This is a genomic window from Rhizobium sp. F40D2 (genome assembly GCF_051810745.2).
Classification (GTDB): domain Bacteria; phylum Pseudomonadota; class Alphaproteobacteria; order Rhizobiales; family Rhizobiaceae; genus Rhizobium.
On record NZ_JBPWQX020000001.1, the window covers coordinates 142,545 to 168,434 of the forward strand.

The window sequence follows — 25,890 nt, forward strand, 5'->3', positions numbered from 1 at the left end:
CAAGGAGCCGGCGCGGTGGCTAACGCGCCGGCGTTGGGAGGATTATTTCGGTTGGGCCGGCTTCAGCTTGACCATCATCAGCCTGGAGTTGGCCCAGTTCGGCACCGGGTCGGTATAGGGGTCCTTGATCGTCGGATAACCGGTCCAATAGGTCGTATCCATCGAGGTGAAGACGTTATAGGACATCAGCGGGATCGTCGGCATTTCGCGGGCGACGAGCTTCAGATAATCCTTGCCGAGCTCGATGCCCTTGGGATCGTCGGCGCTGATGCCGCGGATGGTCTCGATGATCTTGTCGAGCTCCGGATTGCTCCAGCGCTGCCAGTTGCGCGGCGGCTGATTTTCACCCTTCTTGGCCACGAACTGCGAGTGCCAGCTATCGAGGAAGAAGGAGAGGTCGGGATCGCCGCCCCAGGTCTCGACGCTCCAGGCAATCGCCACCTGGAAATCGCCGGGCTGCAGTGCAACCTGCCACAGGTTGGTCGTCGGCACCGCTTTGGCATCGATGCCGAAGGCGGCCCATTGCTGCGCAATCAGCGTGCCTGCCCGGGTGAAGACGGAGCGCGTGTCGCCCTCGACGGTCATCCGGATCCTGAACGGCTGACCATCAGGGGTCATCCATTTGCCGCCGCTCTTCTTGAAGCCTGCCTTTTGAAGCAGCTCGGCGGCTGCCTGTGGGTTGGGCTTCCACCAGCCATAGCCGAAGGCCGTGCTGATCGCCTCAGGATCGGTCGGGATCTGGTCCTTGAACTTCGGCTGCTTGCGCAGAAGATCGGCGACCTGCTGCCCGATCGTCGGGTCGTAGGGCTTGATCTTCTGCTTGCCGGTATCGATCTCGAAATCCTTCAGCCAATCCTGCATCGGCGCCTGATAGTCTTTCATGGCGATCGCCGTCGGCGGCACACCGAGTGCCGAGAGCGTGGCGGTGCCGCGATAGCTCGCCATGTCGACAGCCTTGATGTCGATCAGCAGGGCCAGCGCCCAGCGCACGTCGGGATTGTTGAAGGTCGGGTCCTGGGTGTTGAAAATCACAGCCGGCAGCGTCGGATCCGGATGGGCGAAGGGGAAGCCCGGGAACCAGGTCTCGACCGACTTGGATTTCTCCTTGAGGGTGAACATGCCCTCTGGCGTGTTGTCGTGGATGATGTCGAGATTGTGCTCGAGCTGGGCGATGGTGCGTTTATCCGGCGGGCCGGGATCGACGTAAGTCACATATTTCGGGGCCGGCTCGCCGAAGCGGGCAAGCGATGTCTTCTGCCAGTCGTCGCGCTTCTCCCAGGTATACCACTTGCCCTGAGGGTCGTAGGCCTTGAGCTTGTAGGCGCCGAGCGAAACCGGATTGGCAAAATCGTAGCGAAGCGGATCGGCGACCTTCTCGAACACATGCTTGGGCATGATCCATGCGCCGTTCCAGCGAACGGTGAAAAGGGCGTGGAAGCGCGAATTGGGCTTCTTCAGCTTGAACACCACGGTCTGGGGATCGGTCGCCTCGACACTTGCCACCTGCACCGAGAAGGCAGCACTCCAGACCATGCCGGGATGATCCATCTGCGTCTTGACGGTATAGACCACGTCGTCTGCCGTGAACTCGACGCCGTCGCTCCAGAAGAGCCCCTTGCGCAGTTTCACGGTCATTTCGGTGAAGTCGGCATTATATTGCGGCTTGTCGGCGGCCAGCGAATTATCCCAGCTCGCGCCGCCGAGCCCTTGTTCGGGGTCGATATACCAGAGCGTATCCATGGTCAGCTGCTGCAGACCGGTGGAGACACCGGCGCCGGCATTGACCCAGATGTTGAACCAGCCGGGATTTTTGATCGTCCCTTCCGGATTTTCGACGATGAGCGTCTCCTTGCGCGGCAAGGAGGTATAGTCATCGGCTTTGGCCGCCGCCGTCAGGCCGAGTGCGGCCAGCGCGACGCCAAATGCGAGCCTCTTCAACTGTTGCATGAACTCCTCCCTAGAAAGCGACGATACGGCGGCCGCAAAGGCACGCATGGGCACGTCGCGGTTGTCGGTTCGCTGTGGCATCGGACTTGAGCAATCAAATCCGGGGCTCTGGCGAACCATCCCTCCGGCCGCCTGCCTCCTCGCAGTCGAGCCGAATCTCTTCAGCCGGGGCCAACGGCCTTACCCGGCGGCGGCCGTCACACCGACAGCCGAATGACGTTGTAGGACAGCGGCTTCAGCGCCGCCCGCAACCGTCCGTCCTCGATCTTGGCGCTGGCGACATTGACCGGCGCCACCGTGTCCTGCCGCTGAGCCGTGTTGACGGCTTCGAGATCGCCATGGGTCATCTCCACCTGCTCGATCACCCGGGCGGATCCGAACCCTTCCAGCCGCACATCGAGATCGAGTGCCGTCTGCGGATGGCGGTTGACGGCGAAGAAGGTCAGGCTTCTGCCGTCTTCGGAATGGACCGCCGAGACGTCGAGATAGGGAACGTCGTTCTCCTCGTCGCTGTCATAGGTCGGGCCATCGACGACCAGCTGCAGTGCGGAACCGCGGCCATATCGGGAAGCGTAGTAGAAGGGGTAATAGATCGTCTGGCGCCAGGCAGCGCCGCCGTCGTCGGTCATGATCGGGGCGATGACGTTGACGAGCTGGGCGATGCAGGCGATGCGCACCCGGTCGGAGCGGCGGATGAAGGTGTTGAGGATGCCGCCGACCTGCAGCACGTCCTCGAAATTATAGACGTCTTCAAGCAGATGCGGCGCATCCGGCCACTCGTCGCGCGCCAGGATCTCCTTGTCCTGCTGGTTGGAATGATACCAGACGTTCCATTCGTCGAAGGAAATGCCGATCGTCTTCTTGGAGCGCTTTTTCGCCTTGATGTAATCGATCACGCCGCCGATCGTGGTGATGTAGCGATCGAGCTTCGTCGCCCGGGCGAGATAATTGAGCGTATTCTTCTCGCGGTTGGCAAAATACATATGCAGCGAGATATGGTCGGCGCTGTCATAGCACTGCTCGAGGACCTGAGCCTCCCAATCCGGATAGGTCTTCATATCGGAATTGGACGAGCCGCAGACCACGAGTTCCAGCGACTTGTCGAAGCCGCGCATGGCCTTGGCCGTCTCGTCCGCCAGCCGGCCATATTCATAGGCCGACTTGTGGCCGACCTGCCAGGGGCCGTCCATCTCATTGCCGAGGCACCACAATTTGACATCGTGCGGATTGGCCCAGCCGTGCTTGCGGCGCAGATCGGAATAATAGGTGCCGCTGGGATGATTGCAATATTCGAGGAAATTGCGGGCGGCATCGAGGCCGCGCGAGCCGAGATTGACGGCAAGCATCGGCTTGGTATTCGCCTTCTTGCACCAGTCGACGAATTCGTTGACGCCGATCTGATTGGCTTCGCGGGTGCGCCAGGCGAGGTCGAGGCGAACCGGGCGCTCCGAACGCGGGCCGACGCCGTCTTCCCAATTATAGGCCGAGACGAAATTGCCGCCGGGATAACGGCAATAGGGCGTGTCGAGCTCACGCACCAGATCGAGCACGTCGCGGCGGAATCCGTCCTCGTCGGCTGTGGGATGCCCGGGCTCGTAAATCCCCCCGTAGATTGCTCTGCCGAGATGCTCGAGAAATGAACTGTAGAGCCTGGCGTCAATGGTCGCGATGCGGAAATCGCGGTGGGCAACGACATTGGTCTTCAACGGATCCTCCCGTTTATGTATCAGGAATTTTGTTTTCTTGCCTCCAACTTGATATCAGGAATGTCGTTCTGTCAACCGGCTTGCGGATTTTGTCATACTAATTCGATATTCAAAAAATACTGTGTAATTTCAGTATTTTAATGGAATTAGTCCGTCATTAAATTCGAACGATCTTGCGATTTTCAAATCAGCATTTCCGATATTGATTGATCACACATGCAGCCGCATGATGATGTCGCGGCCGTGATTTCCGAAGCCGCGGCCGAAAATATTGACACCGCCAGTATGGCCGGCATTTTCTGCGATGCCGACGCGTAGCCGGATGGAAGAGTGCTGACCGAGCGCCAGATCGCCGAGCGTGACATTCGATGCGGCGACGCCGTCGATGAAGGTGCCGCGCGTCGAGATGCGCCAGGTCTTCATCATCCCATATTGCGAGCCCTCAAGCTTCCACCAGGCCGGCGTAAAGGCGCCGCGCTTGTCGCCGTAATCGCCTGGCGAGGTCCAGGTGCCGATCGCCATTCCATTGACCCAGAGCGTAATGTCGGAGGGCCAGTCCGCATTGGTACCGGGCACCTCCGACGACAGCTCCAGCGAAAATTCGATGGCGCGGATATCCTTGTTCAAGACCTTGGCATTGTTAGGGAATTTATACTCGACATAGCCCCGGCCGAACCAGACGAGCCCGGCCTGCATGCGCTGCGGATCAAGAAAATAGTCGGGCACATCGAGAGGGCCGATGACGCTCTCGCTGGAGCAAAGACCGCACGGCGCATGCACGTCGCAGCTAGTGTAGAGCCCGACCGGCATCTCGACTTCGATGATATTGTTGGCCCGTTGCGCCGCACTTTCCTCGAAGCTGATCAGGATTTCGCTATAGACTGCCGAGCAGATCTTCTGGTTCCCCTTCCGCGCCTTCGCCAGCCTGGATTCGACGAGCCCGGCCTCTTCCAAGATCTGGATGCCGGTCGCGACGGTCGATTGCGGGAGGGAAAGCGCCTGTGCGATATCATTGATATTGGTCGGCCCTTTGGCGCAGAGCAGCTTCAACATCTCGACCCGCGCCGGCGCCGAAAGCGCTCGTATCGCCGCATTATTCTCACCCGCGGCAATCGTCAAAAACGAACGTTCCATCATTCCCCCAAGAATTCCCGGAGAAATGATGTATATCGAGAATTATGATACATCAAGAGGGAGTATTGAAACAAATTCAGGAATGAGAAACCGGGGTTCTGACCGTTACAGCCGATGGCCGTCATCGGCGCAGCAGTGGCCGCAATGCGGCCTGCGTTTGCTTCAGCAACGGCAGATAGCGCTCCTTCATCTCCGCGGCCGGGACGAGGGCGGCCGGCGCGCCGATATTGATCGCCGCAACCGTTTCGCCGCGGTCGTTTTGGACGGGCACGGCGATCGAGCAGAGGCCGATCTCCAGCTCCTGATCGATGATGGCATAACCCTCGGCGCGCACACGATGGAATTCGGCGATCAACTCCTCCGGATCGGTCTTAGTGTTAGGGGTGTTTTGCTTAAGCTCGCTGCGGGCAAGGAGGGCGCGCGCCTCGTTTTCAGTCAGGGCTGCGAGCAGCACGCGGCCCATCGAGGCGCAATAGGCGGGCAGGCGGCTGCCGGGGGTGAGGTTGATCGACATGACCCGGCGCTGCGAGGCCCGTGCGATATAGACGATTTCGGTGCCGTCGAGCACCGAGGCCGAGGCGCTCTGCCCGGCTTTTTCCGACAATTGATCGAGATGTGGCTGGATGAGGACGGGCAGGGGCGTTGCCGAAAGGTAGGCATGCCCGAGCCGCAGGATTTTGGGCGTCAGGGTGAAGAACTTGCCGTCATAGTCGGCATAGCCGAGTTCGGCGAGCGTCAGCAGCGAGCGCCGCACGGCGGCGCGGTCGAGATCCGTCAGCTTCGAAGCCTCGGCGATCGACAGCCGCTGCCGCGTCTCGCCAAAGGCTTCGATGACTTTCAGGCCGCGGGCAAAGCCGCTGACGAAATCCGTTTCGCGCATGGTTCGATCCTCCAATCGGCCCGCTGAACATGTGCGATATATGAACAAAAGTCAAATAACGCACAAACTTCTTGCCGCACGTGCCGTCCCGCCTTATGCCTGATGCTGGAGGACGGGAGGACCAGTTCTCGATCAGCCAAGGAGAAATCCAGCATGGACAAGACAATCGGGAGCACGGCGGAGGCCGTCTCTGAGATCGGCGACGGTGCGACCGTCATGATCGGTGGTTTCGGTGGTTCGGGCGCGCCGATCGAGCTCATTCATGCCTTGATCGACAGCGGGCCGAAGAACCTCACCGTGATCAACAACAATGCCGGCAATGGGCGGATCGGCATCGCGGCGATGATCGACGCCGGCATGGTCAGAAAGATGATCTGCTCGTTTCCGCGCTCGTCGGATCCGCGCGCCTTCACGGACAAATATCTGGCCGGGGAAATCGAGCTTGAGCTGGTGCCGCAGGGAACGCTGGCCGAGCGCATCCGCGCCGGCGGGGCGGGCATTCCGGCTTTCTATACGCCGACGGCCTATGGCACGGAACTCGCCGAGGGCAAGGTCATCGCCGAATTCGACGGCCGCCATTATGTGCAGGAACGCTGGCTGAAGGCCGATTTCGCCATCGTCAAGGCGGAGATCGGCGATAACCATGGCAACCTCACCTACAACAAGGCTGGCCGCAACTTCAATCCGCTGATGTGCATGGCCGCCGCCAAGACGATCGCCCAGGTTTCATCGATCGTGCCGGCCGGCGGCATCGATCCCGAGCATGTGGTGACACCCGGCATCTTCGTCGACCGCGTCGTCACCGTCCCCCGTCCGCAGCAGGAAGAAGAGCTCATTCGAGCCGGAGTGGCCTACGTATGACCGTCGATATTAGAGAAGACATCAAGCTCTCCAACGCGCAGATCGCCTGGCGCGCCGCGCAGGATATTGCTGACGGCGCCTATGTGAACCTTGGCATCGGCTTTCCCGAAATGGTCGCCCGTTATCAGCCTCCTGGCCGCGAAGCGATCTTCCACACCGAAAACGGCATCCTGAATTTCGGCGAGCCGCCGGCCGAAGGCGAAGAGGACTGGGACCTGATCAACGCCGGCAAGAAGGCGGTGACGCTGAAGCCGGGCGCGGCCTTTTTCCACCACGCCGACAGCTTCGCCATGGTGCGCGGCGGCCATCTCGACGTCGCGATCCTCGGCGCCTATCAGGTCGCCCAAAGCGGCGATCTCGCCAACTGGCGGGTGGGCAGCAAGGGCGTGCCGGCCGTCGGCGGCGCCATGGACCTCGTGCACGGCGCCAAGCAGGTCTGCGTCATCACCGAGCACGTCACCAAGACCGGCGACCCGAAGCTGGTGGAGAAATGCACCTTCCCGCTGACCGGTGTGGCCTGCATCACCCGCGTCTATACCAGCCATGCCGTCATCGACATCGTCGATGGCCGCTTCGTCCTGCGCGAAAAGCTGGCCGCGATGTCGCAGGAGCAATTGCAGGCGATGACCGGCGCGCCGCTGCATGTGACGGGGCCGGTTGCCGACCTAGTCGTCCCGAAACTCTGAGGAAAAGCCATGACCGAAGCCTTTATCTGCGACTATATCAGGACGCCGATCGGCCGCTTCGCCGGCGCGCTCTCCCAGGTGCGCGCCGACGATCTCGGCGCCATCCCGCTGAAGGCGCTGATGCAGCGCAACGGCGCCGTCGACTGGGAGGCCGTCGACGACGTGATCTTCGGCTGCGCCAACCAGGCAGGCGAGGACAACCGCAATGTCGCGCGCATGTCGGCGCTGCTCGCCGGCCTGCCGATCGCTGTCCCGGGCACGACGATCAACCGGCTCTGCGGCTCCGGCATGGATGCGGTGATCACGGCGGCGCGCGCCATTCGCGCCGGTGAGGCCGAGCTGATGATCGCAGGCGGCGTCGAAAGCATGTCGCGCGCACCCTTCGTCATGCCGAAGGCCGAGACGGCCTTTTCGCGGGCCGCCGAGATCCACGACACGACGATCGGCTGGCGCTTCGTCAACCCGCTGATGAAGAAGCAATACGGCGTCGATTCCATGCCGGAGACCGGCGAAAACGTTGCCGAGGACTATAAGGTCAGCCGCGAGGACCAGGATGCCTTTGCGGTGCGCAGCCAGGCCAAGGCGGCAGCCGCCCAGGCAAGCGGACGTCTGGCAAAGGAGATCGTCGCCGTCACCATCCCGCAGCGCAAGGGCGATCCGGTCATCGTCGAGAAGGATGAGCATCCGCGCGCAACGACGATCGAGACGCTGGCGAAACTCGCCACACCTTTCAAGAAGGAAGGCGGCACGGTGACCGCAGGCAATGCCTCCGGCGTCAATGATGGCGCGGCGGCGCTGATCGTCGCTTCGGAAGCGGCGGCGCGAAAATATGGCCTGACGCCGATCGCCCGCATCCTCGGCGGCGCGGCCGCCGCCGTTCCGCCACGGGTGATGGGCGTCGGACCGATCCCGGCCTCGCGCAAGCTGATGGCCCGGCTCGGCATGACCCAGGAACAGTTCGACGTCATCGAACTCAACGAGGCCTTTGCCAGCCAGGGACTGGCGGTGCTGCGGGCGCTCGGTATTGCCGATGACGATTCCCGGGTGAACCGCAATGGCGGCGCGATCGCGCTCGGCCATCCGCTTGGCATGTCGGGTGCCCGCATCACCGGCACGGCAGCGCTGGAGCTACTCGAGACCGGCGGAAAATATTCGCTGTCGACCATGTGCATCGGTGTCGGGCAGGGCATTGCGATCGCGCTCGAAAGGGTCTGAGAACGTTGCGCTCCATGCCCGGCTTCTGTAGAAATTGGGCATGCTGATCCGACCCGCAGAGAATGACGATCGAGATGCCATCTGGAGGATCATCGGCCCGACGATCCGCGCCGGTGAGACCTATGCGCTCGACCGCGATCTCTCCGAAGCCGATGCGCTCGCCTACTGGATGGGGCCTGACCGCGAGACCTTCGTCGCCGAAGAGGATGGCGTCATCCTCGGCACCTATTACATCAAGGCCAATCAGGCCGGCGGCGGGCGGCACGTCTGTAATTGCGGCTACATGACCGATCCTGCCGCGGCCGGCCGCGGCGTTGCCCGCCGCATGCATGACCATTCCCTGCAACACGCCCGCGTCCACGGCTTTCGCGCCATGCAGTTCAATTTCGTCGTTAGCAGCAACCGCCGCGCCGTTGAGCTCTGGCAATCCCTTGGCTTCGAAATTGTCGGCCGTCTCCCAGGCGTTTTCCTTCATCCGAGTGAGGGTTATGTCGATGCACTGGTGATGTTTCGCACCCTATAGGATTGCACGGGAAAAAAGATGTGAACACGCTGTCGAAATCGCAGCAGTCCGAACGTCTTTAGATTGCGACGTGCGGCTGAGGAGCCGCGCGTCGCAATCGCTCTGTCGGCATGGAGGTTATGAAGCCATGAGTGTTTCCTATCGTTGGGTCATCGTCGCCGCCGGCGCGCTGATGTCGTGTGTGGCCATCGGCGCGATGTTCTCGCTGGCGATTTTTCAGGAGCCGATCGCCACCGCGACCGGCTGGTCGCATGTCGGGATCGCTAGCGCGATGACGCTGAATTTCATCGTCATGGGCTTCGGCGGCTTCCTCTGGGGCGCGGCCAGCGACCGCTTCGGCCCGCGCATCGTCGTGATGATCGGCTCCGTGCTGCTCGGCCTGGCGCTGGTTCTGGCGAGCCGGGCCGAAACGCTGCTGCAGTTCCAGCTGACCTACGGCATTCTTGTTGGTCTCGCCGCCAGCGCCTTCTTCGCGCCGATGATCGCGGCGACGACGGCCTGGTTCGACGAAAACCGCGGCCTTGCCGTGTCGCTCGTCTCCGCTGGCATGGGCGTTGCGCCGATGACGATCTCGCCTTTCGCACGCTGGCTGATCTCGGCTTATGAATGGCGCCCGGCCATGCTGATCATCGGCATTGCAACTTGGGTGGTGCTCGTGCCGGTGGCCCTTCTGGTCCGGCGCCCGCCGGCCGAAACAGTCGATGCCGGCACCGAGTTTGCCGCAGATGGCGCCCGGCCACAGCTGTCGAAAGTCTTCCGGTCGCCGCAGTTCATCGTGCTCGGCCTGACCTTCTTTGCCTGTTGCGCGGCCCATTCCGGGCCGATCTTCCACATGGTCAACTATGCGACGATCTGCGGCGTCGCGCCGATGGCGGCCGTCAGCATCTACAGCGTCGAGGGCCTTGCGGGCCTCGGCGGCCGGCTGCTCTACGGCACCCTTGCCGACAGGGTCGGGGTGAAGCCTGTGCTTGTCGCCGGCCTGCTGGTGCAGGCGGGTGCACTTGCGACCTATCTCCTGGTCAGCGAATTGGGCCAATTCTATGCGCTCGCCATCGTCTTCGGCAGCGCCTATGGCGGCGTGATGCCGCTTTATGCGGTGCTGGCGCGGGAGTATTTCGGCCAGCGCATCATTGGCACCGTCCTGGGTGCGGCGACGATGCTCTCCAGCCTCGGCATGGCCTTCGGCCCTCTTATCGGCGGCTGGATCTTCGACACCTTCGCCAATTATTCCTGGCTGTTCATTGGCTCGGCGATGGTCGGACTCGGGGCTGCGGCGATCGCGCTGGCATTTCCGCCGCTCGCCCGCCAGAAGCCGCAGCCTGCCATGGGCCTTGCTCCGTGACGAGATCCTGATCGGCTCTCGCTGCAACTTTGGCGGCCGTCGGTGACGACCGCCCCCTCGCAAAGACAAATGAGATCTCCCGCTTTCGTGCATTGCCCTTCGCCGATTTCGGCTGATAGACTTCCCCAATCCGTTTCATCACCTATGTCCTTGGTTTTTCGGGAGGCTGTCTTAGCCATGGTAGAACTTGCGCAATCGCTTGCATCGATCAAACTGCCGGATCTCGCCGGCAAGGCCGTGCTGATCACCGGCGCCTCGACCGGCATAGGGGCGGCGGTCGCCCGCGCCTTTGCCGCGCAAGGCGCCAAGGTCGGCGTGCATTACAATGCCAGCCGCGAAGCGGCGGAGGCCCTTGCCGAGGAGATCAGGGCTGCCGGCGGTACTGTGCATCTGATACAGGGCGACGTGTCGCGGGAAGGCGAGACCGAGCGTGTCGTCGAGGAGACGGCGAAGACTTTCGGCCATCTCGACGGGCTCATCAACAATGCCGGGGGCATGCTGGGACGCAAGCCAACCTCGGAATATACCGATGCGCATTATGCTGCGGTCATGGATCTCAACGCGCGCTCGGTGCTGGCGGCAACCCGCGCCGCCCATCCCTGGCTAAAGAAGCAGGGCGGCTTCATCATCAACACCACCTCGATCGCCGCCCGCAACGGCGGCGGCAATGGGGCGATCCTGTATGCGGCATCGAAGGGCTTCGTCTCGACGATCACCCGCGGTCACGCCAAGGAATTCGTCGCCGACAGGATCCGGGTCAACGCAGTGGCGCCTGGTGTGATCGCCACGCCTTTCCACGAGCGTTATACCAATGACGAGCAGATGGAGCTGCAGCGCAAGTCGATCCCGATGGGTTTCGTCGGCACATCGGAGGATTGCGTCGGCGCCTATCTTTTCCTCGCCTCGCCGACGCTGTCCGGCTACATCACCGGCCAGATCATCGAGGTCAACGGCGGCCAGCTGATGCCGTAGGACCTTCCTCCGGCGCGCAGCATCTGGCCTTTTCCCTTGGACGAGGGAACTTTCGAACCGCCCTGACGTTTCCCGCTTGGTCTTTTCATTGAGCGGGGCATCATGAGCTTTTCATTTTCGGAACTCGACTTCCTCAAGCCGGAACTCGGCGCGGAGTATACGGGTTCCGGCACTCACTTCGCCATTTTCTCGGCGCATGCGGAACAGATAGAGCTCTGCCTGTTTTCACCCGACGGAAAAAACGAGATCGCGCGGATGCCGCTGCCGAAACGCGAGGGCGACATCTGGTCGGGCTATATCGCCGGCGTCGGGCCGGGCACCGTTTACGGCTATCGCGCCCATGGTCCTTACGACCCGGGCGCCGGCCACCGTTTCAATCCGAACAAGCTTCTGCTCGACCCCTATGCCAAACAGGTGACAGGCGACCTGAAATGGGACGATGCCCTGTTCGGCTATCAGATCGGCGAAGACGACCTTTCCTTCGACGAGCGCGACAGCGCGCCCTTCATGGTCAAGGGCGTGGTGCAGGATCCGGATTTCGACTGGGCGGGTGAAGAGGCGATCCGCCGCCCCTGGCCCGACACCATCATCTATGAAGCGCATGTGCGCGGCCTGACGATGACCCATCCGAAAGTGCCCGACCGGCTGCGCGGCACCTTTCTCGGCATGTGCTCCGATCCGATCATCGATCATCTCGTCAAGCTCGGCATCTCGGCGATCGAGCTTTTGCCGATCCAGTATTTCCTCGACGATCGTTATCTCCTGGAACAGAACCTCAGCAATTATTGGGGCTACCAGACGCTCGGCTTCTTCGCGCCGCAATCGCGCTACATGTCCGGCGACAAGATCACCGAGATCAAGACCATGGTGCGGAAGTTCCATGCTGCCGGCATCGAGGTGATCATGGATGTGGTCTACAACCACACCGCCGAGGGCAGCGAGAAAGGGCCGACGCTGTCTTTCCGCGGCCTCGACAATGCCAGCTACTACATCCTTTCCCCCGACGATCCCCGCCACACCTTCGATACGACCGGCACCGGCAATACGCTGAATGTCGCCCATCCGATGGTGATGCGCATGGTGCTCGACAGCCTGCGCTACTGGGTGGGCGTCATGCATATCGACGGCTTCCGCTTCGATCTCGCCAGCACGCTCGGACGGCAGGATCTGGAATTCGACCGCCAGGGCGGCTTCTTCGGCGCCATCCGGCAGGATCCGATCCTCTCCGGCGTCAAGCTGATCGCCGAACCCTGGGATATCGGCGAGGGCGGTTATCAGGTCGGCGGTTTCCCGCATCCCTTCCGCGAATGGAACGACAAGTTCCGCGACGACGTGCGCCGTTTCTGGAAGGGCGATGGCGGCATGGTGTCGGAGCTGGCGGCCCGCGTCACCGGCTCGGCGCCGCAGTTCAACCATTCGGACCGGGGCGCCACCTCCTCGGTCAATCTTCTGTCGGCCCATGACGGTTTCACGCTGATGGATACGGTCTCCTTCGACGGCAAGCACAATGAGGCGAACGGCGAGGACAACCGGGACGGCCATTCGGACAATCATTCCGACAATATGGGCGCCGAGGGCGCAACCGATAATGCCGACATCAATGCCGCCCGGGCGCGGCGCCGGCGCAATATGATCGCGACCTTGATGCTTTCCCAGGGCGTGCCGATGATCCTGGCCGGCGACGAACTCGGCAACAGCCAGGGCGGCAACAACAACGCCTATTGCCAGGACAATGAAATCGGCTGGACGGGCTGGGATGGGCTCGACGATCCCTTCCTCGATTTCTGCCGCCAGGCCGTCGCCTTCCGCAAGGCGCATCCGGTGCTGCGCCAGGAGCGGTTTCTGACCGGAGAGACCAGCGAGGACGGCCGCATCGAGATCGCCTGGTACAAGCCGGACGGCAGCTTCATGGACGACGGCGCCTGGAACGATGATGGATTGCAGGTGCTCGGCGTCTATCTCTCGAGGAGCGTGCATGCTCCCGATACCGAGACGATGGACGATCTTTTCCTCGTTTTCAACGCCGGCGGCGACTGTCAGATCCACCTGCCCGAGGTGAACGGGCTGCAGCATTGGTCACGGATTCTCGACACCGGGACGGAGACCGACGCCTTTGCGGTGCATGAGCAGGACAATCCGGTCATCGTCTATGCCCAGAGCGTCGCGGTCTTTGCGCCGACAGGCCAGACCCAGCCGCCGGAGGGGGCAACCAAGGCCCAGCGCCGCCGCTGGTTCCAGTTCGGGCGCAGGAGCAAGTAGCGGGTCGCAGAGAAGATGAATGCCGAAGCCATCACCGAACTTGGTCTCGTTTATGTCAGCGACGCCGAACCAGGCATCCGCAGGCGAAGGAAGGGCAAGGGCTTCAGCTATGTCATGCCCGACGGCACGACGCTTGCCGATGAATTGCAACGGGCGCGCATCGGCGCGCTCGGTCTACCGCCGGCCTATGAAAATGTCTGGATCTGCCTCTACGAGAATGGTCATTTGCAGGCGACCGGCATAGATGCGCGCGGGCGCAAGCAATACCGCTATCACAAGGACTGGCAATCCTTCCGCAGTGCTGGAAAATTCCATCAGCTGATCGAATTCGGCCGGGCGTTGCCGAGGATTCGCCGTACGGTGCTGCGCCACCTCGACACCGGTACGGAGGATATCGACGGCGTGCTTGCGGCGCTGACGACGCTGCTCGACGAGGCGCATTTGCGCGTCGGCAACCAGGCCTATGTCCGGGAGAACGGCACCTATGGTGCAACGACGCTGCTGAAGCGCCATCTGAAGATTGTCGACGGACAGATCGAGCTCAAATTCCGCGCCAAGGGCGGCAAGCGCGTCCAGCGCAGTCTCAAGCATCCACGACTACAGAAAATCCTGGAAGAGATCGCCGACCTGCCCGGCCGCCAGCTTTTCGTCTGGAAGGATGAAAGCGGGGCGCTGAAGCCGATCGATTCCGGCCGGTTGAACGCCTATCTGGCCGAGATATCGGGAATTCCCATTTCGGCGAAGACCTTCCGCACCTGGGCCGGGTCGCTGGCGGCCTTCGGCGCGGCGCGCGAGACGATTGTCGGCGGCGGCCGGCCGACGGTGAAGCAGATGTCGGAGGCTGCTGCCGAGGCGCTGCACAACACACCGGCGATCTCGCGCTCGAGCTATATCCATCCGGGAATCATTGCGCTTGCCGGCAACGATCATCCGCTGATCGAGAGCGCCGAACCGCTGCGGGGCTTGCGGGCCGAGGAAAACAGGCTACTGGATTTCCTCACACGTGAGACCGAGGTATGAGCCCGAAAAATCCGCCCGCATCGGACGTCGTGCTGACCCATCCCGACCGGCTCTACTGGCCGGACGAGGGCATCACCAAGCAGGCGCTCGCGGATTATTACGCGGCGGTCTGGCCGTTCATGGCGCCTTATCTCGTCAATCGGCCGTTGGCGCTGCTGCGTTTGCCGGATGGGATCAAGGGTCACCAGCGGTTTTTCCAGAAACATGCGTGGAAGGGTATGAACCCTCATATCGAGGAGGTCGCCGATCCTCAGGAAACGGACGGCGAAAAGCTGCTGCGGATTGCCGATTTCAACGGCCTCACGGCGCTGGTGCAATCGGCCGTGCTCGAAATTCATCCCTGGGGCACGACGACCGAGAATTGGGAAAAACCGGATATGATCACCATGGACCTCGATCCCGGCGAGGACGTGGCCTGGAGCGCGGTGATTTCGGCCGCGCTTGACGTCAAGGCGCGGCTGAAAGCCCGCGGCCTTGCCGCCTTCCTCAAGACCTCGGGCGGCAAGGGGCTGCATGTGGTGGCGCCGCTTGCGCCGAAGGCCGGCTGGGCCGCGGTGAAGGATTTCGCCCATTCCCTTGCCGAAAGCATGTCGGCCGACACCCCGGAAAAGTATCTCTCAACCGCGACGAAGGCCAAACGCGGCGGCCATATCTATATCGATTATCTCCGCAATGGCCGCGGCAATACGGCGGTTGCCGCCTATTCGACACGGGCGCGGCCGGGGGCGCCGGTTTCGATGCCGATCGATTGGACCGAATTGAACGAGGTCAGCGGCCCGGCCGCCTTCACGCTCGCCAATGTGCCGCAGCGATTGGAAACCCGTCCGAGCGACCCATGGCGCGATTTCTTCGATGCGGCCGTGCCGCTGGAATGAATGGCTCTCCGCTCATCCTGCGCTGTCGAGTTCGGGATAATGCCGGAAAATCCCGTCCTCGTTGAAGGCGAGGCGGCGAGGGGAAACCAGATAGCGGGCAATGTTCGGGCGCTTCGCCACCCGATCATGGAGCGCGAGCAGGGCGGGATATTCCGCCTTGCGCTTCGCAATGGCTTTCGGAAAGGCGTAGGTGAGGCCCTCGATCACCTGGAAGAGCGACAGGTCGACATAGGTGAGCGCATTTCCCACAATGTGGTCGGGACCTTCAGAGTTCTGCCGCAGCACACGCTCGAAATAACCGAGGAATTTCGGAATGCGATCGCGGATGAAGGCGGCGGAGCGGGCTTTCGCTTCCGGCTTCTGATCCTCGTAGTAGAGCGACATGTCGATCGGGTGATGCGTATCATGCACTTCGGCGACGAAATCGGTGATCGTCAGCTGCAGGCCGTTGGCGACATAGCGAAGCCCTTCATCTTCAGGCGCAAGGCCGAGCTTGGGGCCGAGATAAAACAGGATATTGGCGACATGCGGGATAATGAGGTCGCCGTCCTTCAGGAAGGGCGGGGCGAAGGGTATGTGCGGTTCGCTGTCGCTCTTCATCAGGGCGAACATGGCATCCGTACCGCGACCGGGCTCACGGGTGACGTCGACATAATCGGCGCCGGCCTCCTCAAGCGCCAACCGCACGAATTCGCCGCGGCCTTGAAGGCCGTCCCAATAATAAAGCTCGTATGTCATGGATGCTCATCCCTTCGGTTGTCGACCGAAGTCTTTTCGCAATTCGTCCTTGGCGTTTTCAAGGGTGCCGCGCCGCTTTTTCGTCAGCTGGTCGCCGGCGCGGTTGATGTAGAATGTCAGCATCGACATCGCGGCGCGGAACGGGCTCGACTTGCGGCGATGGCTCTCCTCGGCCGAGTGCTTGACCGAGCGGGCGATCTTTTTCGGATCGTCCGATTTGAACACGCCTTCCTTCAGGTCCATCGCATCGCTGTGTTCGGTGACGTCTTGGGACCATTTCTTCTTCGATTTGGCCATTTCTGAAATCCTTTGCCGGATGCGGCCGGCGGCAGGGCGCCGCCGTCGCACCTTTTGTTAGTGGTGGCTGTGGTGCTCATGACGCTTGCGCGTCGCTGCCGCCTTCTTCGCCGAAGCGGACCGTTCCTCCTTCGATCGTGCGGCGGATGCAGCGCCGCCGGCGCGCCCGCCCTTTTCGGAGGATTCATGGGTATCCTTCTTGCCGCGGCCGGAACCGGATTTGTTGCCGCCGCCGCTTTCCTTGTTGACAGTCGCCCAGGCACGCCGTTCGGCCTCCTTTTCGGACACGCCGCGATCCTCGTAGCTCTCCTCGATGTGCTCGGCCTTGCGCTTCTGCTTGTCGGTATAGTCGGATTTGTCACCTCTTGGCATTGTCGCCTCCTCTGGTGTGCAAAGGGGTCAAACTGGTGTTGCGGCCGAAAGTTCCGGCCTTTGGATCACCGCCCCGGATTTCGGAACAAAAGCCGCTTCCGCTCGGTTTTCGATGGCCCCCCCTTGAATGAGCGCATAATTGAAGGAGCCGAGTGCATGGAAAACCACTTCGTAAAAGCTGATGGAAACGGCACGATCGACGTCAATGGCCAGGTGTCGCCGGTCACCTATACGGTGAGCCATTCCCATCTATCGCGATGGTGCTAACCATCACAGTCGTGACGACCGCGGCAGCCTCGATTCCGCCGACACGATCTCGATCGAACTGATGGCGCGTGACGAGAGCTGCACCAGCGAGGTGGATCTGATGCGCAAATATCCCGAATTGGACGGCGCCGGTACTGGATGAGGTTCGGCGACAGGCCGCGCTCGACGGCGCCGCGCTGCTATTTCCGATGGAGTTTTTGCGATGCGGCGAAGGCGCGGCCGATACGGAAGAAGGGCGGCTGCACCGGCGCGCGTGGATCGCGGAAAACCAGGCCGACGAGATGATCGACAACAAGGATGAAGCCGAGCGCGAGACCGAGATAGAGCAGTGCGGCGATGGCGAGGAGCGACATTTCCAACCCTCTACACGATCGCGATCGAAGCGTGGTCGCCGGCTGCGACCAGCGGGACGGAAAGAATATTAGTACGGTCGTCGTTCATGGCAACTTCCCCGGTTTTGCCATAAACAGCTAGCGTATGCTCTTGTTCCCGGTTGTCGGGCGAAGGCTCAACTTTTTCATGAAGCCTCAAAGCGTGCAGCGTCATCCGGCCTCTGTTCACCCCCGCATGGAAGCCCGTCCTCCGGAAATTCGATAACACACAACTAATTCAAGCTTATGACAAACAGCATCAAAGGGCGCCGCGACGACGCCCTTTTTTAATTCGGTTGCTCGGTATTTCGGTAATCAGAGCGCCGTCTTGCGGCTCGCCGTCCGTTTCGGCGCCGGTGTGACGGCGCCATTGGTCTTGCTGCCGGCGACGCTGCGCTTCGCCTTGGGCTTGACTTCCTTGCCGTCGGAAGAGGCAGCGGAGCCCTCGAGCGCTTCGCGCTCGTGTCGTGCCTGTTCCCAATGGATGGATTCTCGCCCTGTCGGATAGCCCTCTTCTTCCCAGAGGGCGTATGCACGTTTCTTGATCCACTCGTCCCGAGTTTCTGCCATCGCTGATCTCCAGTCACATGATGCCGTCGTTCGAACGCGATACTCCTTGGATGGTTCCAGAGGAACGGAGGCGTTTCAAGTAAAATCGCGCTGCAACCGCAAATATTTTCGCGCTGCAGCATAACAGGGTTGAGAAACACGTTCAGCGCCCGCCAAACTCGGCCGCCTTGTGCAGATCTGACACGAACTCCAGGTGCAGCCGTTGCCGTTCTGCCGCGTCGCGGATGCGCAAGAGGTAGGAGGGGTGGATAGTGACGAGGACAGGCGAACGGTTTGCCGGCTGCAGAATGTGGCCGCGCGCCGGCGTCAGCTTCACCTTCGGCCCGAGCAACGCATAAACCGCACTCGCGCCGAGCGCCACGACGAGCTTTGGTTGCAGGATGTTGAGCTCGGCTCCGAGCCACCAGGCGCAACGCCTAATCTCGCCGGCATTGGGTTTTGCATGCAGCCGCCGTTTGCCCCGTGGCGTGAACTTGAAATGTTTGACGGCGTTCGTGACATAGCAGCGCTGGCGGTCAAGACCGGCCTCCTCAAGGCAGCGATCCAGCAACTGACCAGCGGGACCGACAAAGGGTCGTCCCGTCAGATCTTCCCGGTCACCCGGCTGTTCGCCGACAAGGACGATCTCGGCTTTCCCAGTTCCTTCGCCGAAGACGATCTGCGTGGCATTCCTATAGAGATCACAGCGGGTGCAGCCTTCGGCCTGATGCCGCAGTTCGGCAATGCTTTTTGCCTCCGCGACGTCGAGCGCCAGGGCGGGGCCGACGCTTGCAACGATGTTCATGACGCGATCCTCATCTCTTCGAATCAATCGTCAGGCGCCGGGATTGTTCCCGCGGCGAAACGGGTGGCCGGCCGGCGAAATGATCACGGCGAAAAATTTCGCGTCATGGGAGAGAGCCGGCGCGATTGAACGCAGCCGTTTCGCGGCTATATTGGCCAGCGATGTTCTATCTCCTGTCGACCTACTGGCCGCATATCCTCTTTGTCGTTTCGATCGCCATGGGGGCCGCGGCGGCGATCCATGCAGCCATGACCAAGGAGGAGGTGCGTGCGGCGATCGGCTGGGTCGGGGTCATCATCCTGTCTCCGATCATCGGTGCGGTGCTCTATGCGATTGCCGGCATCAACCGCATCCGCCGCAAATCGCTGAGCATCCGCCGCGACGCGCTGCTGCTGGCGGCGGAAATCGATGAGTTGGAGACGTTCGACGCAGACGCCGAGACGGTGATCAGCCAGTTCGGCCGCCGCTTTGCGGCGCTGCAGACGCTTGGCGACCGGGTGACGCGCAATCCGCTGACATCGGGCAATACGATCGATGTGCTGGAGACCGGCGACGAGGCCTATGCGGCGATGAAATCAAGCATCGACGAGGCGGCGCGCAGCATCCTGCTCGAAACCTATATCTTCGACCGCGACGCGATCGGCCTTCGCATCGCCGATGCGCTGATTGCGGCGGCCAAACGCGGTGTGGCGGTGCGGGTGCTGATCGACGCGGTCGGCGCGCGTTATTCAGTGCCGAGCATTCTCGGCCATCTCCGGGATGGCGGCGTCACCGTCGCCGTCTTCAACGGCAATGTCATCATGGGCTTGCGGCTGCCCTATGCCAATCTGCGCACCCACCGTAAGATTCTGATTGTCGACGGGAAAATTGCGCTGACGGGCGGCATGAACATCCGCGCGGGCTTCAGCGAGGAGGCGACCGGCGAGAGTTTTGCTCACGACACGCATTTCAGCGTCACCGGCCCTGTTGTCGCCGACCTCTTCGACCTTGCTGCCGAGGATTGGCGCTTCTCCACACAGGAACTGTTGGACGGGGAGATCTGGCGCATCGAACCGCCACAGCGCAGCCCCGGCGATCCCATCCTGATGCGCGTCGTCGCCTCCGGGCCGGACCGCAGCGTCGAGACCAACCACAAGATGCTGATGGGTGCCTTTTCCGTGGCGCGCCAATCGATCCGTATCATGTCGCCCTATTTCCTGCCGGACCGCGAATTGATCAGCGCGCTGGTGACAGCGGCCCGGCGCGGCGTCGAAGTCGATATTGTCGTTCCCGCAGTCAACAACCTCGTGCTGGTCGACCGGGCGATGACGGCGCAATTCGACCAGATCCTCAAGGGTTACTGCCGCATCTGGCGCTCGACCGGCAGCTTCAGCCATTCGAAGCTGCTGACGATCGACGGCACATGGGCCTATGTCGGCTCTTCCAATCTCGACCCGCGCTCGCTCAGGCTGAATTTCGAGGTCGATCTCGAAGTGCTGAACGAAGGTTTTGCCGGCGAGATCGACGAGCATATCGAGGAAACCCTGAAATCGGCGACGCCGGTGACGCTCGACGGTTTGCGGGCGCGGCCTTTCCCGGTGCGGCTGCTCGAAAAGGTGCTGTGGCTGGGTTCGCCCTATCTCTGATATTTGCGGTCGGACATGGCAAGTTCCGCTTGCCCTCCTATACTGCCGAGAGAAGCCTTTTTGATCAACGGAACGATCGCGCCTTCCGATGCACGCCAAGAAAGACAATCTTCCTTCCAGCATTCTCGCCTCGATCAGAAGCAGGAAGAAGCGGCTCGACCCGGCTTATACAGAAACACGGCCGCGCAGCGTGGGAACGCTGATCGCCTCCTACAACGTGCACAAATGCGTCGGCACCGACCGCCGCTTCGATCCGGAGCGCACCAGCCGGGTGATCCATGAAATCGGCGCCGACGTCATCGCGCTGCAGGAGGCCGATACGCGCTTCGGCGAGCGCACCGGCATTCTCGATCTCGGCCGGCTGGAGCGCGAGACCGGGCTGATCCCGGTGCCCGTCGCCGGCATGGCCAAGGCGCATGGCTGGCACGGCAATGTCGTGCTCTTCAAGAAGGGGCTGGTGCATGACGTGCACCAGGTCAAGCTGCCGGGCCTCGAGCCGCGCGGCGCGCTGGTGGCCGAGATCGAGCTGGAGCAGGGCGGGGTGTTGCGCATCATCGCCGCGCATTTCGGCCTGCTGCGCCATAACAGAGCCCAGCAGGCCCGCATGCTGGTCGAACTCATCAATGATAGACGGGAGATGCCGTCCATCCTGCTCGGCGACCTCAACGAATGGCGGCTCGGCGACCGCTCCTCGCTCAACACCTTCCAATCCGCCTTCGGAGAGCTGCCGCCCGCCGTCCCCAGCTTCCCCGCCGGTCTGCCGCTTCTCGCCCTCGACCGCATCATCGCCAACCGCAAGGGCATCATCTCAGAGGTGGAAGCGCATGATACGCCGCTGGCGCGTATCGCCTCGGATCATCTGCCGATCAAGGCGCTCGTGAACTTGAAGTAAGCGGGCCGATAGATCAGCTCCAGCAGAAGCGCCCTTCTGCGCCGGGAATTCGTAAACGGAGGCGTGCGGGCCAGCGCCCAATAAACTCGATCTCGAGCGGGCGGAGCAACTTCGTGCCGAAACGGACAATCCTGCCTCGCTCCCTCTCACAGCCACGCCGCACTTCTTGACCTGGATCAACGACATCCGGGAGGACGAGCTTAAAGTCAATTTGTGGTCTTGCGGCATCAACAACTCCGAAGGAGAACCACAATGGCGAACACGATCTTCCAGACCCTTTCCAATGCGTCGATGGCGACGCACGCGCAAGTTCCTGTTCCAATCCCCGGCGCGACGGGGACCGTTTTCGCAGCCGCATCGTTCCTCCGCAGCATATGAATCGAAGTCGTCCTGCGCCATGTCGCGGGTGAATTGTGACCAGCCAAAGGAGAAGGCATATGAAAGTTACGATTATCAACGCTGCCCTGCTGGCCGCGGCTATCACCCTTTGTGGGGTAGGCCAGGCCATCGCTCAGGCCAATGGACCGGATCCGCAAAACCTGTCGTCTTCGGATGATGAGGAAATGAGCGGAGTCCAGAGTGCAATGCCTTGCGGGGATATGATGCCGGGCTGGATGATGGGCCGGGGTAGGATGCAATCTGGCATGATGCGATCTGGCATGATGGGCGGCAGGCCGATGATGGGCATGCGTGGACCGATGATGAAGATCATGTTCGCGTTCGCTGATACTGACGGCGACGGCGCGCTTTCCTTCGAGGAGGTGACGGCGATCCACAAGCGGATCTTCGGCAGCGTGGACGCCAACAAGGATGGAAAAGTCACTACCGAGGAGATACAGGCGTTCTGGCGGCCTTAGTCAATCCGGCCGATCGGGCTCGGAAGTCTGTGAATGGTCGCGGAACCTGAGAGGATATGGAACGATGCCGGCGCATTCTCCGCAGGAGAGGCAAATGCGCCGCGTCGTTCTGACTTTGATCCTCTGCGTTTCGTCCGTATCCTTGTCGGCTGCGTCCGAGCTTTCGGTCTTCTATAAGGCTTCGTTCGGCACTAGCCGCTCGATGAGCCTCAGCCTGGCGGAGGGAGGGCCTGCCCGCAATGCGGCCTTCGATTTCGACGTCGTCATCGCACTATCGGAACTCGATGGTGATGGAGCAGTACTTTATCGGGATCGAGGAAAACACTAGAACAGGATGATTTTAGGCCCGGTTGGCCTAAAATCTGAATCCTGTTCTAAATTAAAGAGGTAGATCATGATGTCGTCCGAAAACCGCTCACACTTTTCGGCATCATGCTCTAGGCAAGCGTGCGCTGCAGCTCCCCCGCTATGGTGCGGATCAATTCCGCCGACTACGCAGTCGATCTGTCGGCGCGGCCAGGTGTCGACTGGAAGCACGATCTCTGGGCAGCGCTCTGCACCGCTTCGGTTTCCTGAGCGGCAGTCCGTCCTGGTTCGATCGATCGCGGCCTCGGCCCTTCGGAGGGCAGACTTCCGTAAACACGTAGGGCGCTCCGCGCCCCGAGGGGGCCGCATCATAGGACGCCCGCGGGTCTTCGCCTGATCGCTTCGATCGTCTTGACGAGGATATTCGAGCCTATGCGCGCGCACTCGACGCGGCGGCGAAGGGCCAATCCCGGGGCGATGACCGAGCGCATGCGGATGCGGCCGGGCGAGCCGATGGGCGGCGGACCACTCGCAAGCCATGTCGCCAACGCGTCGAGCCTGTCGTCGCTTCCCGCCGAACATATTTCCACCTGATGCTGCAGACTTGCACGACCTGCCATGCAAGGTTCAGGATGGAGCAGTGACACGAGAAGTCTCCGTTCGCGCGGCGGCGCTGCATTCACCTTCCAAGACGCGGGTCGAACGTCCGGCTCATCTCCAGCGAAACAGGCCCGTGAGGCGATTAAACCGCGTGGTCCACGTCATCGGGTCGATGATTTCAGGCGTCGACAGCCGAATCAGCCGCTCAAGACGAGGCAAGAGAAACGCGGCCCATTCGTCGAGATCGCTTTTGCTGAAGTAGGGCAGCCAGACGTCGGAGGGACCATCCCACTGTCTTGGATTTGCCTTCGCCAGATCACCCACTTTCACCAGGACAGTTCCGCCGTCGTCGCCGACGACCTCGACTTCCGGATCGGGATCAGGCCGGGGGAGGCGGGCGATAATGTGCTCTTCCAAGGCCTTGCCAATGGCTCGGTCAGCCTCGTTCAGGTGGCGCAGTATCCGCGTGTCGCCAGCGGCGCCCACACCTTCCGAAAGGTTGAGCGTAAATTTGCCGCCGATAAGGCTGTTGGAATATTGCGATACCTGTAGCCAGAAAACCGTTCTGCCGCGGGCAAAGCTGCACCTGCCCGTTTGCGGCTCCCAGCCGAGCTCCTGAAATCGCGAAGCCAGCAGCACGCGCATATGCCGATGAAACTCTTTACTTTTCACATAGTCGCGCATCCGCGGAGCCCCTGCTGTCAGCCGCAACGTCTCGGAACATCTCACGGTAGAATCGAACCCGCAATGTCCGACCTATGCAATGCGGCTCGCCGTTTTGATCGCCTCCTGATGACAAACAGCGCTTGACGCCTCCCCATCTTTGAGAAATGCTAAGATGTCAGACCAATTCCAAGTCTGACTGCCTGAGAAGAAAATGGGGAACCATGAAGGCAAAGCTTAGCGACAGGCCGGTGATCCGGCCGCTTCCCGTCATGGACCGCGCGCGTCAGGTGACCGATGCGCTGGCGGATTATGTCGAGGATGCACGGCTGCAGGCGGGGGACCGACTGCCGGCGGAGCGCGAACTAATGGCAGCCCTTGCCGTCGGGCGTTCGACCATTCGCGAGGCGATCCGTCACTTCCAGGCGCTCGGGGTGATCGAGACGCGCAAGGGCAGCGGCACCTATCTGTTGAAGCCGGTGTCCCGGGCGACGATCCATATGCCGCTGTCCTTCGATGCGGTGCATCTGCGCGATGCGCTGCTGCAGACGCTGGAGGTTCGCCGCGGCATCGAATGCGAGGCGGGCATGGTCGCAGCCAGGCGGCGCACGGCGAAGGATCTCGTTGTCATCGAGGAGAAACTCAACGAGATGGAGCGGGTGCACCTGGAGAAGGGCACCTCGGGGCCGGAGGATCTGGCCTTCCATCTCGCCGTTTACGACGCCACCCACAATCCGCTGTTTCGCCAGCTTCTCGAGCAGATGCGCGAGACCTTCGAGCGCTTCTGGGAGCACCCCTTCGACCGGCAGGATTTCGCCCGCCGGTCCTTTCCCTTTCACCGCACCCTTTTCAACGCGATCGTGGCCGGGGATACCGAGGCGGCGCGCATGGAAACATTGAAGATCCTCGACATCGTCGAGGAAGACATCAAGGAAATGTCCAAATGAGCAGCGGCGAAGACCCGTTCGATCTTGCCTCCATCATCACCGCCCACGACGACGGCAATTTCGCCGATGCCGTCGTGCCGCCGATCTTCCAGACCTCGCTTTTCACCTTTTCCGATTATGACGAGATGATCACCGTCTATCGCGGCGAGAAGGTGCGGCCGACCTACACGCGCGGGCTGAATCCGACGGTGCGTGCCTTCGAAGAGATGCTCGCCAAGCTCGAAGACGCTGAGGATGCATTGGGCTTTGCAAGCGGCATGGCGGCGATCTCGTCATCCGTGCTGAGCTTCGTCGAGCCGGGCGACCGCATCGTCGCCGTCAAACACGTCTATCCCGATGCCTTCCGCCTGTTCGGCACCATCCTGAAGCGGATGAAGATCGAGGTGACCTATGTCGACGGGCGGGACGAGGAAGCGGTCGCCAAAGCGCTGCCCGGCGCCAAGCTCCTGTATCTGGAAAGCCCAACGAGCTGGGTGATGGAGGCGCATGATGTCGGCGCGCTCGCAGCGCTTGCCGAGCGCCACGGCGTCGTCTCGATGATCGACAACAGCTGGGCAAGCCCGTTCTTCCAGCGGCCGCTGACGCTCGGCGTCGATCTCGTCATCCATTCGGCCTCGAAATATCTCGGCGGCCACAGCGATGTGGTGGCGGGCATCGTCGCCGGCTCGAAGGAAATGATCGGGCGCATCAAGGCCGAGGCCTATCCCTATCTCGGCGGCAAGCTTTCGCCCTTCGACGCCTGGCTCTTGATCCGCGGTCTGCGCACGCTGCCGCTGCGCATGCGGGCGCATGAGGCGTCGGCGCTCGAGATTGCCCGGCGCCTGCAGAAGCTCGAGGTGGTGGAGACGGTCTGCCACCCCGGCCTCGCCAACCGCCTGCCTGCCGGCCTCAACGGCACCTCCGGCCTGTTTTCCTTCATCTTCCGCGACGGCGTCGATATCCGCGCCTTCGCCGACCACCTCAAGCTCTTCAAATTGGGTGTAAGCTGGGGTGGTCATGAAAGCCTGATCGTACCGGGCGAGGTGGTGCTGCAGCAAAAGGCACAGCCGAATTCCGCGCAAACCTTTGGCATCCACGCGCGATCCGTACGTCTCCATGTCGGCCTCGAAGGAACCGAGGCGCTGTGGAGAGACATCGAGGAGGCGCTCGCCGCCGCCTCGCAATCCTGAAACCCAAGAACC

The 25,890-nt window shown here is 61.8% G+C and carries 27 protein-coding genes and 3 pseudogenes; 18 read left to right on the forward strand and 12 right to left on the reverse strand.

The annotated features are described in order from the left end of the window. Positions 1-42: 42 nt before the first annotated feature. The 4 genes from ACS4RS_RS22975 to ACS4RS_RS22990 form a co-directional block, all read right to left on the reverse strand. Positions 43-1,947, reverse strand: coding sequence for an ABC transporter substrate-binding protein (locus ACS4RS_RS22975; protein WP_439013577.1), 1,905 nt, complete (start codon positions 1,945-1,947; stop codon positions 43-45). Positions 1,948-2,144: 197 nt separating this feature from the next. After that, entirely contained in the window at positions 2,145-3,653 is a 1,509-nt protein-coding gene (arfA, locus tag ACS4RS_RS22980) for an arabinosylfuranosidase ArfA (RefSeq protein WP_439013578.1), read from the reverse strand. Between the two features lie 210 nt (positions 3,654-3,863). Then, the gene (locus tag ACS4RS_RS22985; protein ID WP_449314032.1) at positions 3,864-4,790 is read right to left on the reverse strand and encodes an ArsR/SmtB family transcription factor; all 927 of its coding nucleotides are present in this window, start codon (positions 4,788-4,790) and stop codon (positions 3,864-3,866) included. A 118-nt stretch (positions 4,791-4,908) separates the two neighbouring features. Then, positions 4,909-5,667 (reverse strand): IclR family transcriptional regulator domain-containing protein, encoded by a 759-nt coding sequence (locus ACS4RS_RS22990; protein ID WP_439013580.1) that lies wholly within the window; start codon positions 5,665-5,667, stop codon positions 4,909-4,911. Between the two features lie 153 nt (positions 5,668-5,820). On the opposite strand from ACS4RS_RS22990, the gene ACS4RS_RS22995 reads away from it, so the two are divergent. The 9 genes from ACS4RS_RS22995 (at position 5,821) to ligD (ending at position 15,420) form a co-directional block, all read left to right on the forward strand. Further along, positions 5,821-6,528 (forward strand): 3-oxoacid CoA-transferase subunit A, encoded by a 708-nt coding sequence (locus tag ACS4RS_RS22995; protein WP_439013581.1) that lies wholly within the window; start codon positions 5,821-5,823, stop codon positions 6,526-6,528. Continuing rightward, positions 6,525-7,214 (forward strand): CoA transferase subunit B, encoded by a 690-nt coding sequence (locus ACS4RS_RS23000; protein WP_439013582.1) that lies wholly within the window; start codon positions 6,525-6,527, stop codon positions 7,212-7,214. The genes ACS4RS_RS22995 and ACS4RS_RS23000 overlap by 4 nt, the downstream gene beginning before the upstream one ends. Positions 7,215-7,223: 9 nt before the next feature. Next, positions 7,224-8,429 carry a 3-oxoadipyl-CoA thiolase gene (gene pcaF, locus ACS4RS_RS23005; protein WP_439013583.1) on the forward strand — a complete coding sequence of 402 codons (1,206 nt, stop codon included), beginning with the start codon at positions 7,224-7,226 and terminating at the stop codon, positions 8,427-8,429. Positions 8,430-8,469: 40 nt separating this feature from the next. After that, positions 8,470-8,952, forward strand: coding sequence for a GNAT family N-acetyltransferase (locus ACS4RS_RS23010; RefSeq protein WP_439013584.1), 483 nt, complete (start codon positions 8,470-8,472; stop codon positions 8,950-8,952). Positions 8,953-9,079: 127 nt separating this feature from the next. Next, positions 9,080-10,294 carry an MFS transporter gene (locus ACS4RS_RS23015; protein WP_439013585.1) on the forward strand — a complete coding sequence of 405 codons (1,215 nt, stop codon included), beginning with the start codon at positions 9,080-9,082 and terminating at the stop codon, positions 10,292-10,294. Between the two features lie 177 nt (positions 10,295-10,471). Then, a complete protein-coding gene (locus tag ACS4RS_RS23020; protein ID WP_449314033.1) occupies positions 10,472-11,266 on the forward strand; it encodes an SDR family NAD(P)-dependent oxidoreductase in 795 nt (264 codons plus the stop codon). A gap of 102 nt (positions 11,267-11,368) precedes the next feature. Further along, positions 11,369-13,525, forward strand: a complete 2,157-nt coding sequence (glgX, locus tag ACS4RS_RS23025) for a glycogen debranching protein GlgX (protein ID WP_439013586.1) — start codon at positions 11,369-11,371, stop codon at positions 13,523-13,525. A gap of 15 nt (positions 13,526-13,540) precedes the next feature. Next, positions 13,541-14,545, forward strand: a complete 1,005-nt coding sequence (locus tag ACS4RS_RS23030) for a DNA topoisomerase IB (RefSeq protein WP_439013587.1) — start codon at positions 13,541-13,543, stop codon at positions 14,543-14,545. Beyond that, a complete protein-coding gene (gene ligD / locus ACS4RS_RS23035; protein WP_439013588.1) occupies positions 14,542-15,420 on the forward strand; it encodes a non-homologous end-joining DNA ligase in 879 nt (292 codons plus the stop codon). The genes ACS4RS_RS23030 and ligD overlap by 4 nt, the downstream gene beginning before the upstream one ends. Before the next feature lie 12 nt (positions 15,421-15,432). Here the strand turns inward: ligD and ACS4RS_RS23040 are convergent, their stop codons facing one another. The 3 genes from ACS4RS_RS23040 to ACS4RS_RS23050 are packed head-to-tail and all read right to left on the reverse strand — an operon-like array spanning position 15,433 to position 16,827. After that, a complete protein-coding gene (locus ACS4RS_RS23040; RefSeq protein WP_439013589.1) occupies positions 15,433-16,158 on the reverse strand; it encodes a glutathione S-transferase family protein in 726 nt (241 codons plus the stop codon). A 6-nt stretch (positions 16,159-16,164) separates the two neighbouring features. Next, positions 16,165-16,455, reverse strand: coding sequence for a DUF3175 domain-containing protein (locus ACS4RS_RS23045; RefSeq protein ID WP_439013590.1), 291 nt, complete (start codon positions 16,453-16,455; stop codon positions 16,165-16,167). A 57-nt stretch (positions 16,456-16,512) separates the two neighbouring features. Continuing rightward, positions 16,513-16,827: a plasmid stabilization protein gene (locus ACS4RS_RS23050; RefSeq protein WP_439013591.1), complete on the reverse strand. Its 315-nt coding sequence runs from the start codon at positions 16,825-16,827 to the stop codon at positions 16,513-16,515. A gap of 156 nt (positions 16,828-16,983) precedes the next feature. Between ACS4RS_RS23050 and ACS4RS_RS23055 the strand changes: the two are divergent. Further along, a pseudogene (locus tag ACS4RS_RS23055) lies at positions 16,984-17,236 on the forward strand (hypothetical protein). A gap of 37 nt (positions 17,237-17,273) precedes the next feature. Here the strand turns inward: ACS4RS_RS23055 and ACS4RS_RS23060 are convergent. The 4 genes from ACS4RS_RS23060 to ACS4RS_RS23075 all read right to left on the reverse strand — a co-directional run bounded on the left by ACS4RS_RS23060 (position 17,274) and on the right by ACS4RS_RS23075 (position 18,819). Continuing rightward, positions 17,274-17,447: a hypothetical protein gene (locus ACS4RS_RS23060; RefSeq protein WP_439013592.1), complete on the reverse strand. Its 174-nt coding sequence runs from the start codon at positions 17,445-17,447 to the stop codon at positions 17,274-17,276. Positions 17,448-17,457: 10 nt separating this feature from the next. Next, positions 17,458-17,640: a hypothetical protein gene (locus ACS4RS_RS23065; RefSeq protein WP_439013593.1), complete on the reverse strand. Its 183-nt coding sequence runs from the start codon at positions 17,638-17,640 to the stop codon at positions 17,458-17,460. 140 nt (positions 17,641-17,780) lie between these two features. Then, positions 17,781-18,035, reverse strand: coding sequence for a DUF2934 domain-containing protein (locus ACS4RS_RS23070; protein ID WP_439013594.1), 255 nt, complete (start codon positions 18,033-18,035; stop codon positions 17,781-17,783). Between the two features lie 142 nt (positions 18,036-18,177). Continuing rightward, entirely contained in the window at positions 18,178-18,819 is a 642-nt protein-coding gene (locus tag ACS4RS_RS23075) for a UdgX family uracil-DNA binding protein (protein WP_439013595.1), read from the reverse strand. A 161-nt stretch (positions 18,820-18,980) separates the two neighbouring features. On the opposite strand from ACS4RS_RS23075, the gene ACS4RS_RS23080 reads away from it, so the two are divergent. From ACS4RS_RS23080 to ACS4RS_RS23105, 6 genes and pseudogenes are all read left to right on the forward strand, one after another. After that, positions 18,981-20,444, forward strand: a complete 1,464-nt coding sequence (locus tag ACS4RS_RS23080) for a phospholipase D-like domain-containing protein (RefSeq protein ID WP_439013692.1) — start codon at positions 18,981-18,983, stop codon at positions 20,442-20,444. A gap of 88 nt (positions 20,445-20,532) precedes the next feature. Beyond that, positions 20,533-21,336 (forward strand): endonuclease/exonuclease/phosphatase family protein, encoded by an 804-nt coding sequence (locus ACS4RS_RS23085; protein ID WP_439013596.1) that lies wholly within the window; start codon positions 20,533-20,535, stop codon positions 21,334-21,336. Between the two features lie 252 nt (positions 21,337-21,588). Next, on the forward strand, positions 21,589-21,714 hold the full coding sequence (locus ACS4RS_RS23090) for a hypothetical protein (RefSeq protein ID WP_439013597.1): 126 nt from the start codon (positions 21,589-21,591) through the stop codon (positions 21,712-21,714). A gap of 59 nt (positions 21,715-21,773) precedes the next feature. Continuing rightward, positions 21,774-22,193: an EF-hand domain-containing protein gene (locus tag ACS4RS_RS23095; RefSeq protein ID WP_439013598.1), complete on the forward strand. Its 420-nt coding sequence runs from the start codon at positions 21,774-21,776 to the stop codon at positions 22,191-22,193. A 94-nt stretch (positions 22,194-22,287) separates the two neighbouring features. After that, positions 22,288-22,518: pseudogene (locus tag ACS4RS_RS23100) on the forward strand (hypothetical protein); the annotation flags it as partial. A gap of 376 nt (positions 22,519-22,894) precedes the next feature. Beyond that, positions 22,895-23,143: pseudogene (locus tag ACS4RS_RS23105) on the forward strand (cytochrome C); the annotation flags it as partial. Between the two features lie 67 nt (positions 23,144-23,210). Here the strand turns inward: ACS4RS_RS23105 and ACS4RS_RS23110 are convergent. Continuing rightward, positions 23,211-23,783: a hypothetical protein gene (locus tag ACS4RS_RS23110; RefSeq protein WP_439013599.1), complete on the reverse strand. Its 573-nt coding sequence runs from the start codon at positions 23,781-23,783 to the stop codon at positions 23,211-23,213. 203 nt (positions 23,784-23,986) lie between these two features. Here ACS4RS_RS23110 and ACS4RS_RS23115 point away from each other — a divergent pair, with 203 nt between their 5' ends. Further along, positions 23,987-24,709 (forward strand): FCD domain-containing protein, encoded by a 723-nt coding sequence (locus tag ACS4RS_RS23115; RefSeq protein ID WP_439013600.1) that lies wholly within the window; start codon positions 23,987-23,989, stop codon positions 24,707-24,709. After that, positions 24,706-25,878, forward strand: coding sequence for a PLP-dependent transferase (locus ACS4RS_RS23120; protein WP_439013601.1), 1,173 nt, complete (start codon positions 24,706-24,708; stop codon positions 25,876-25,878). Before ACS4RS_RS23115 ends, ACS4RS_RS23120 begins: the two co-directional genes overlap by 4 nt. Positions 25,879-25,890: the final 12 nt, after the last annotated feature.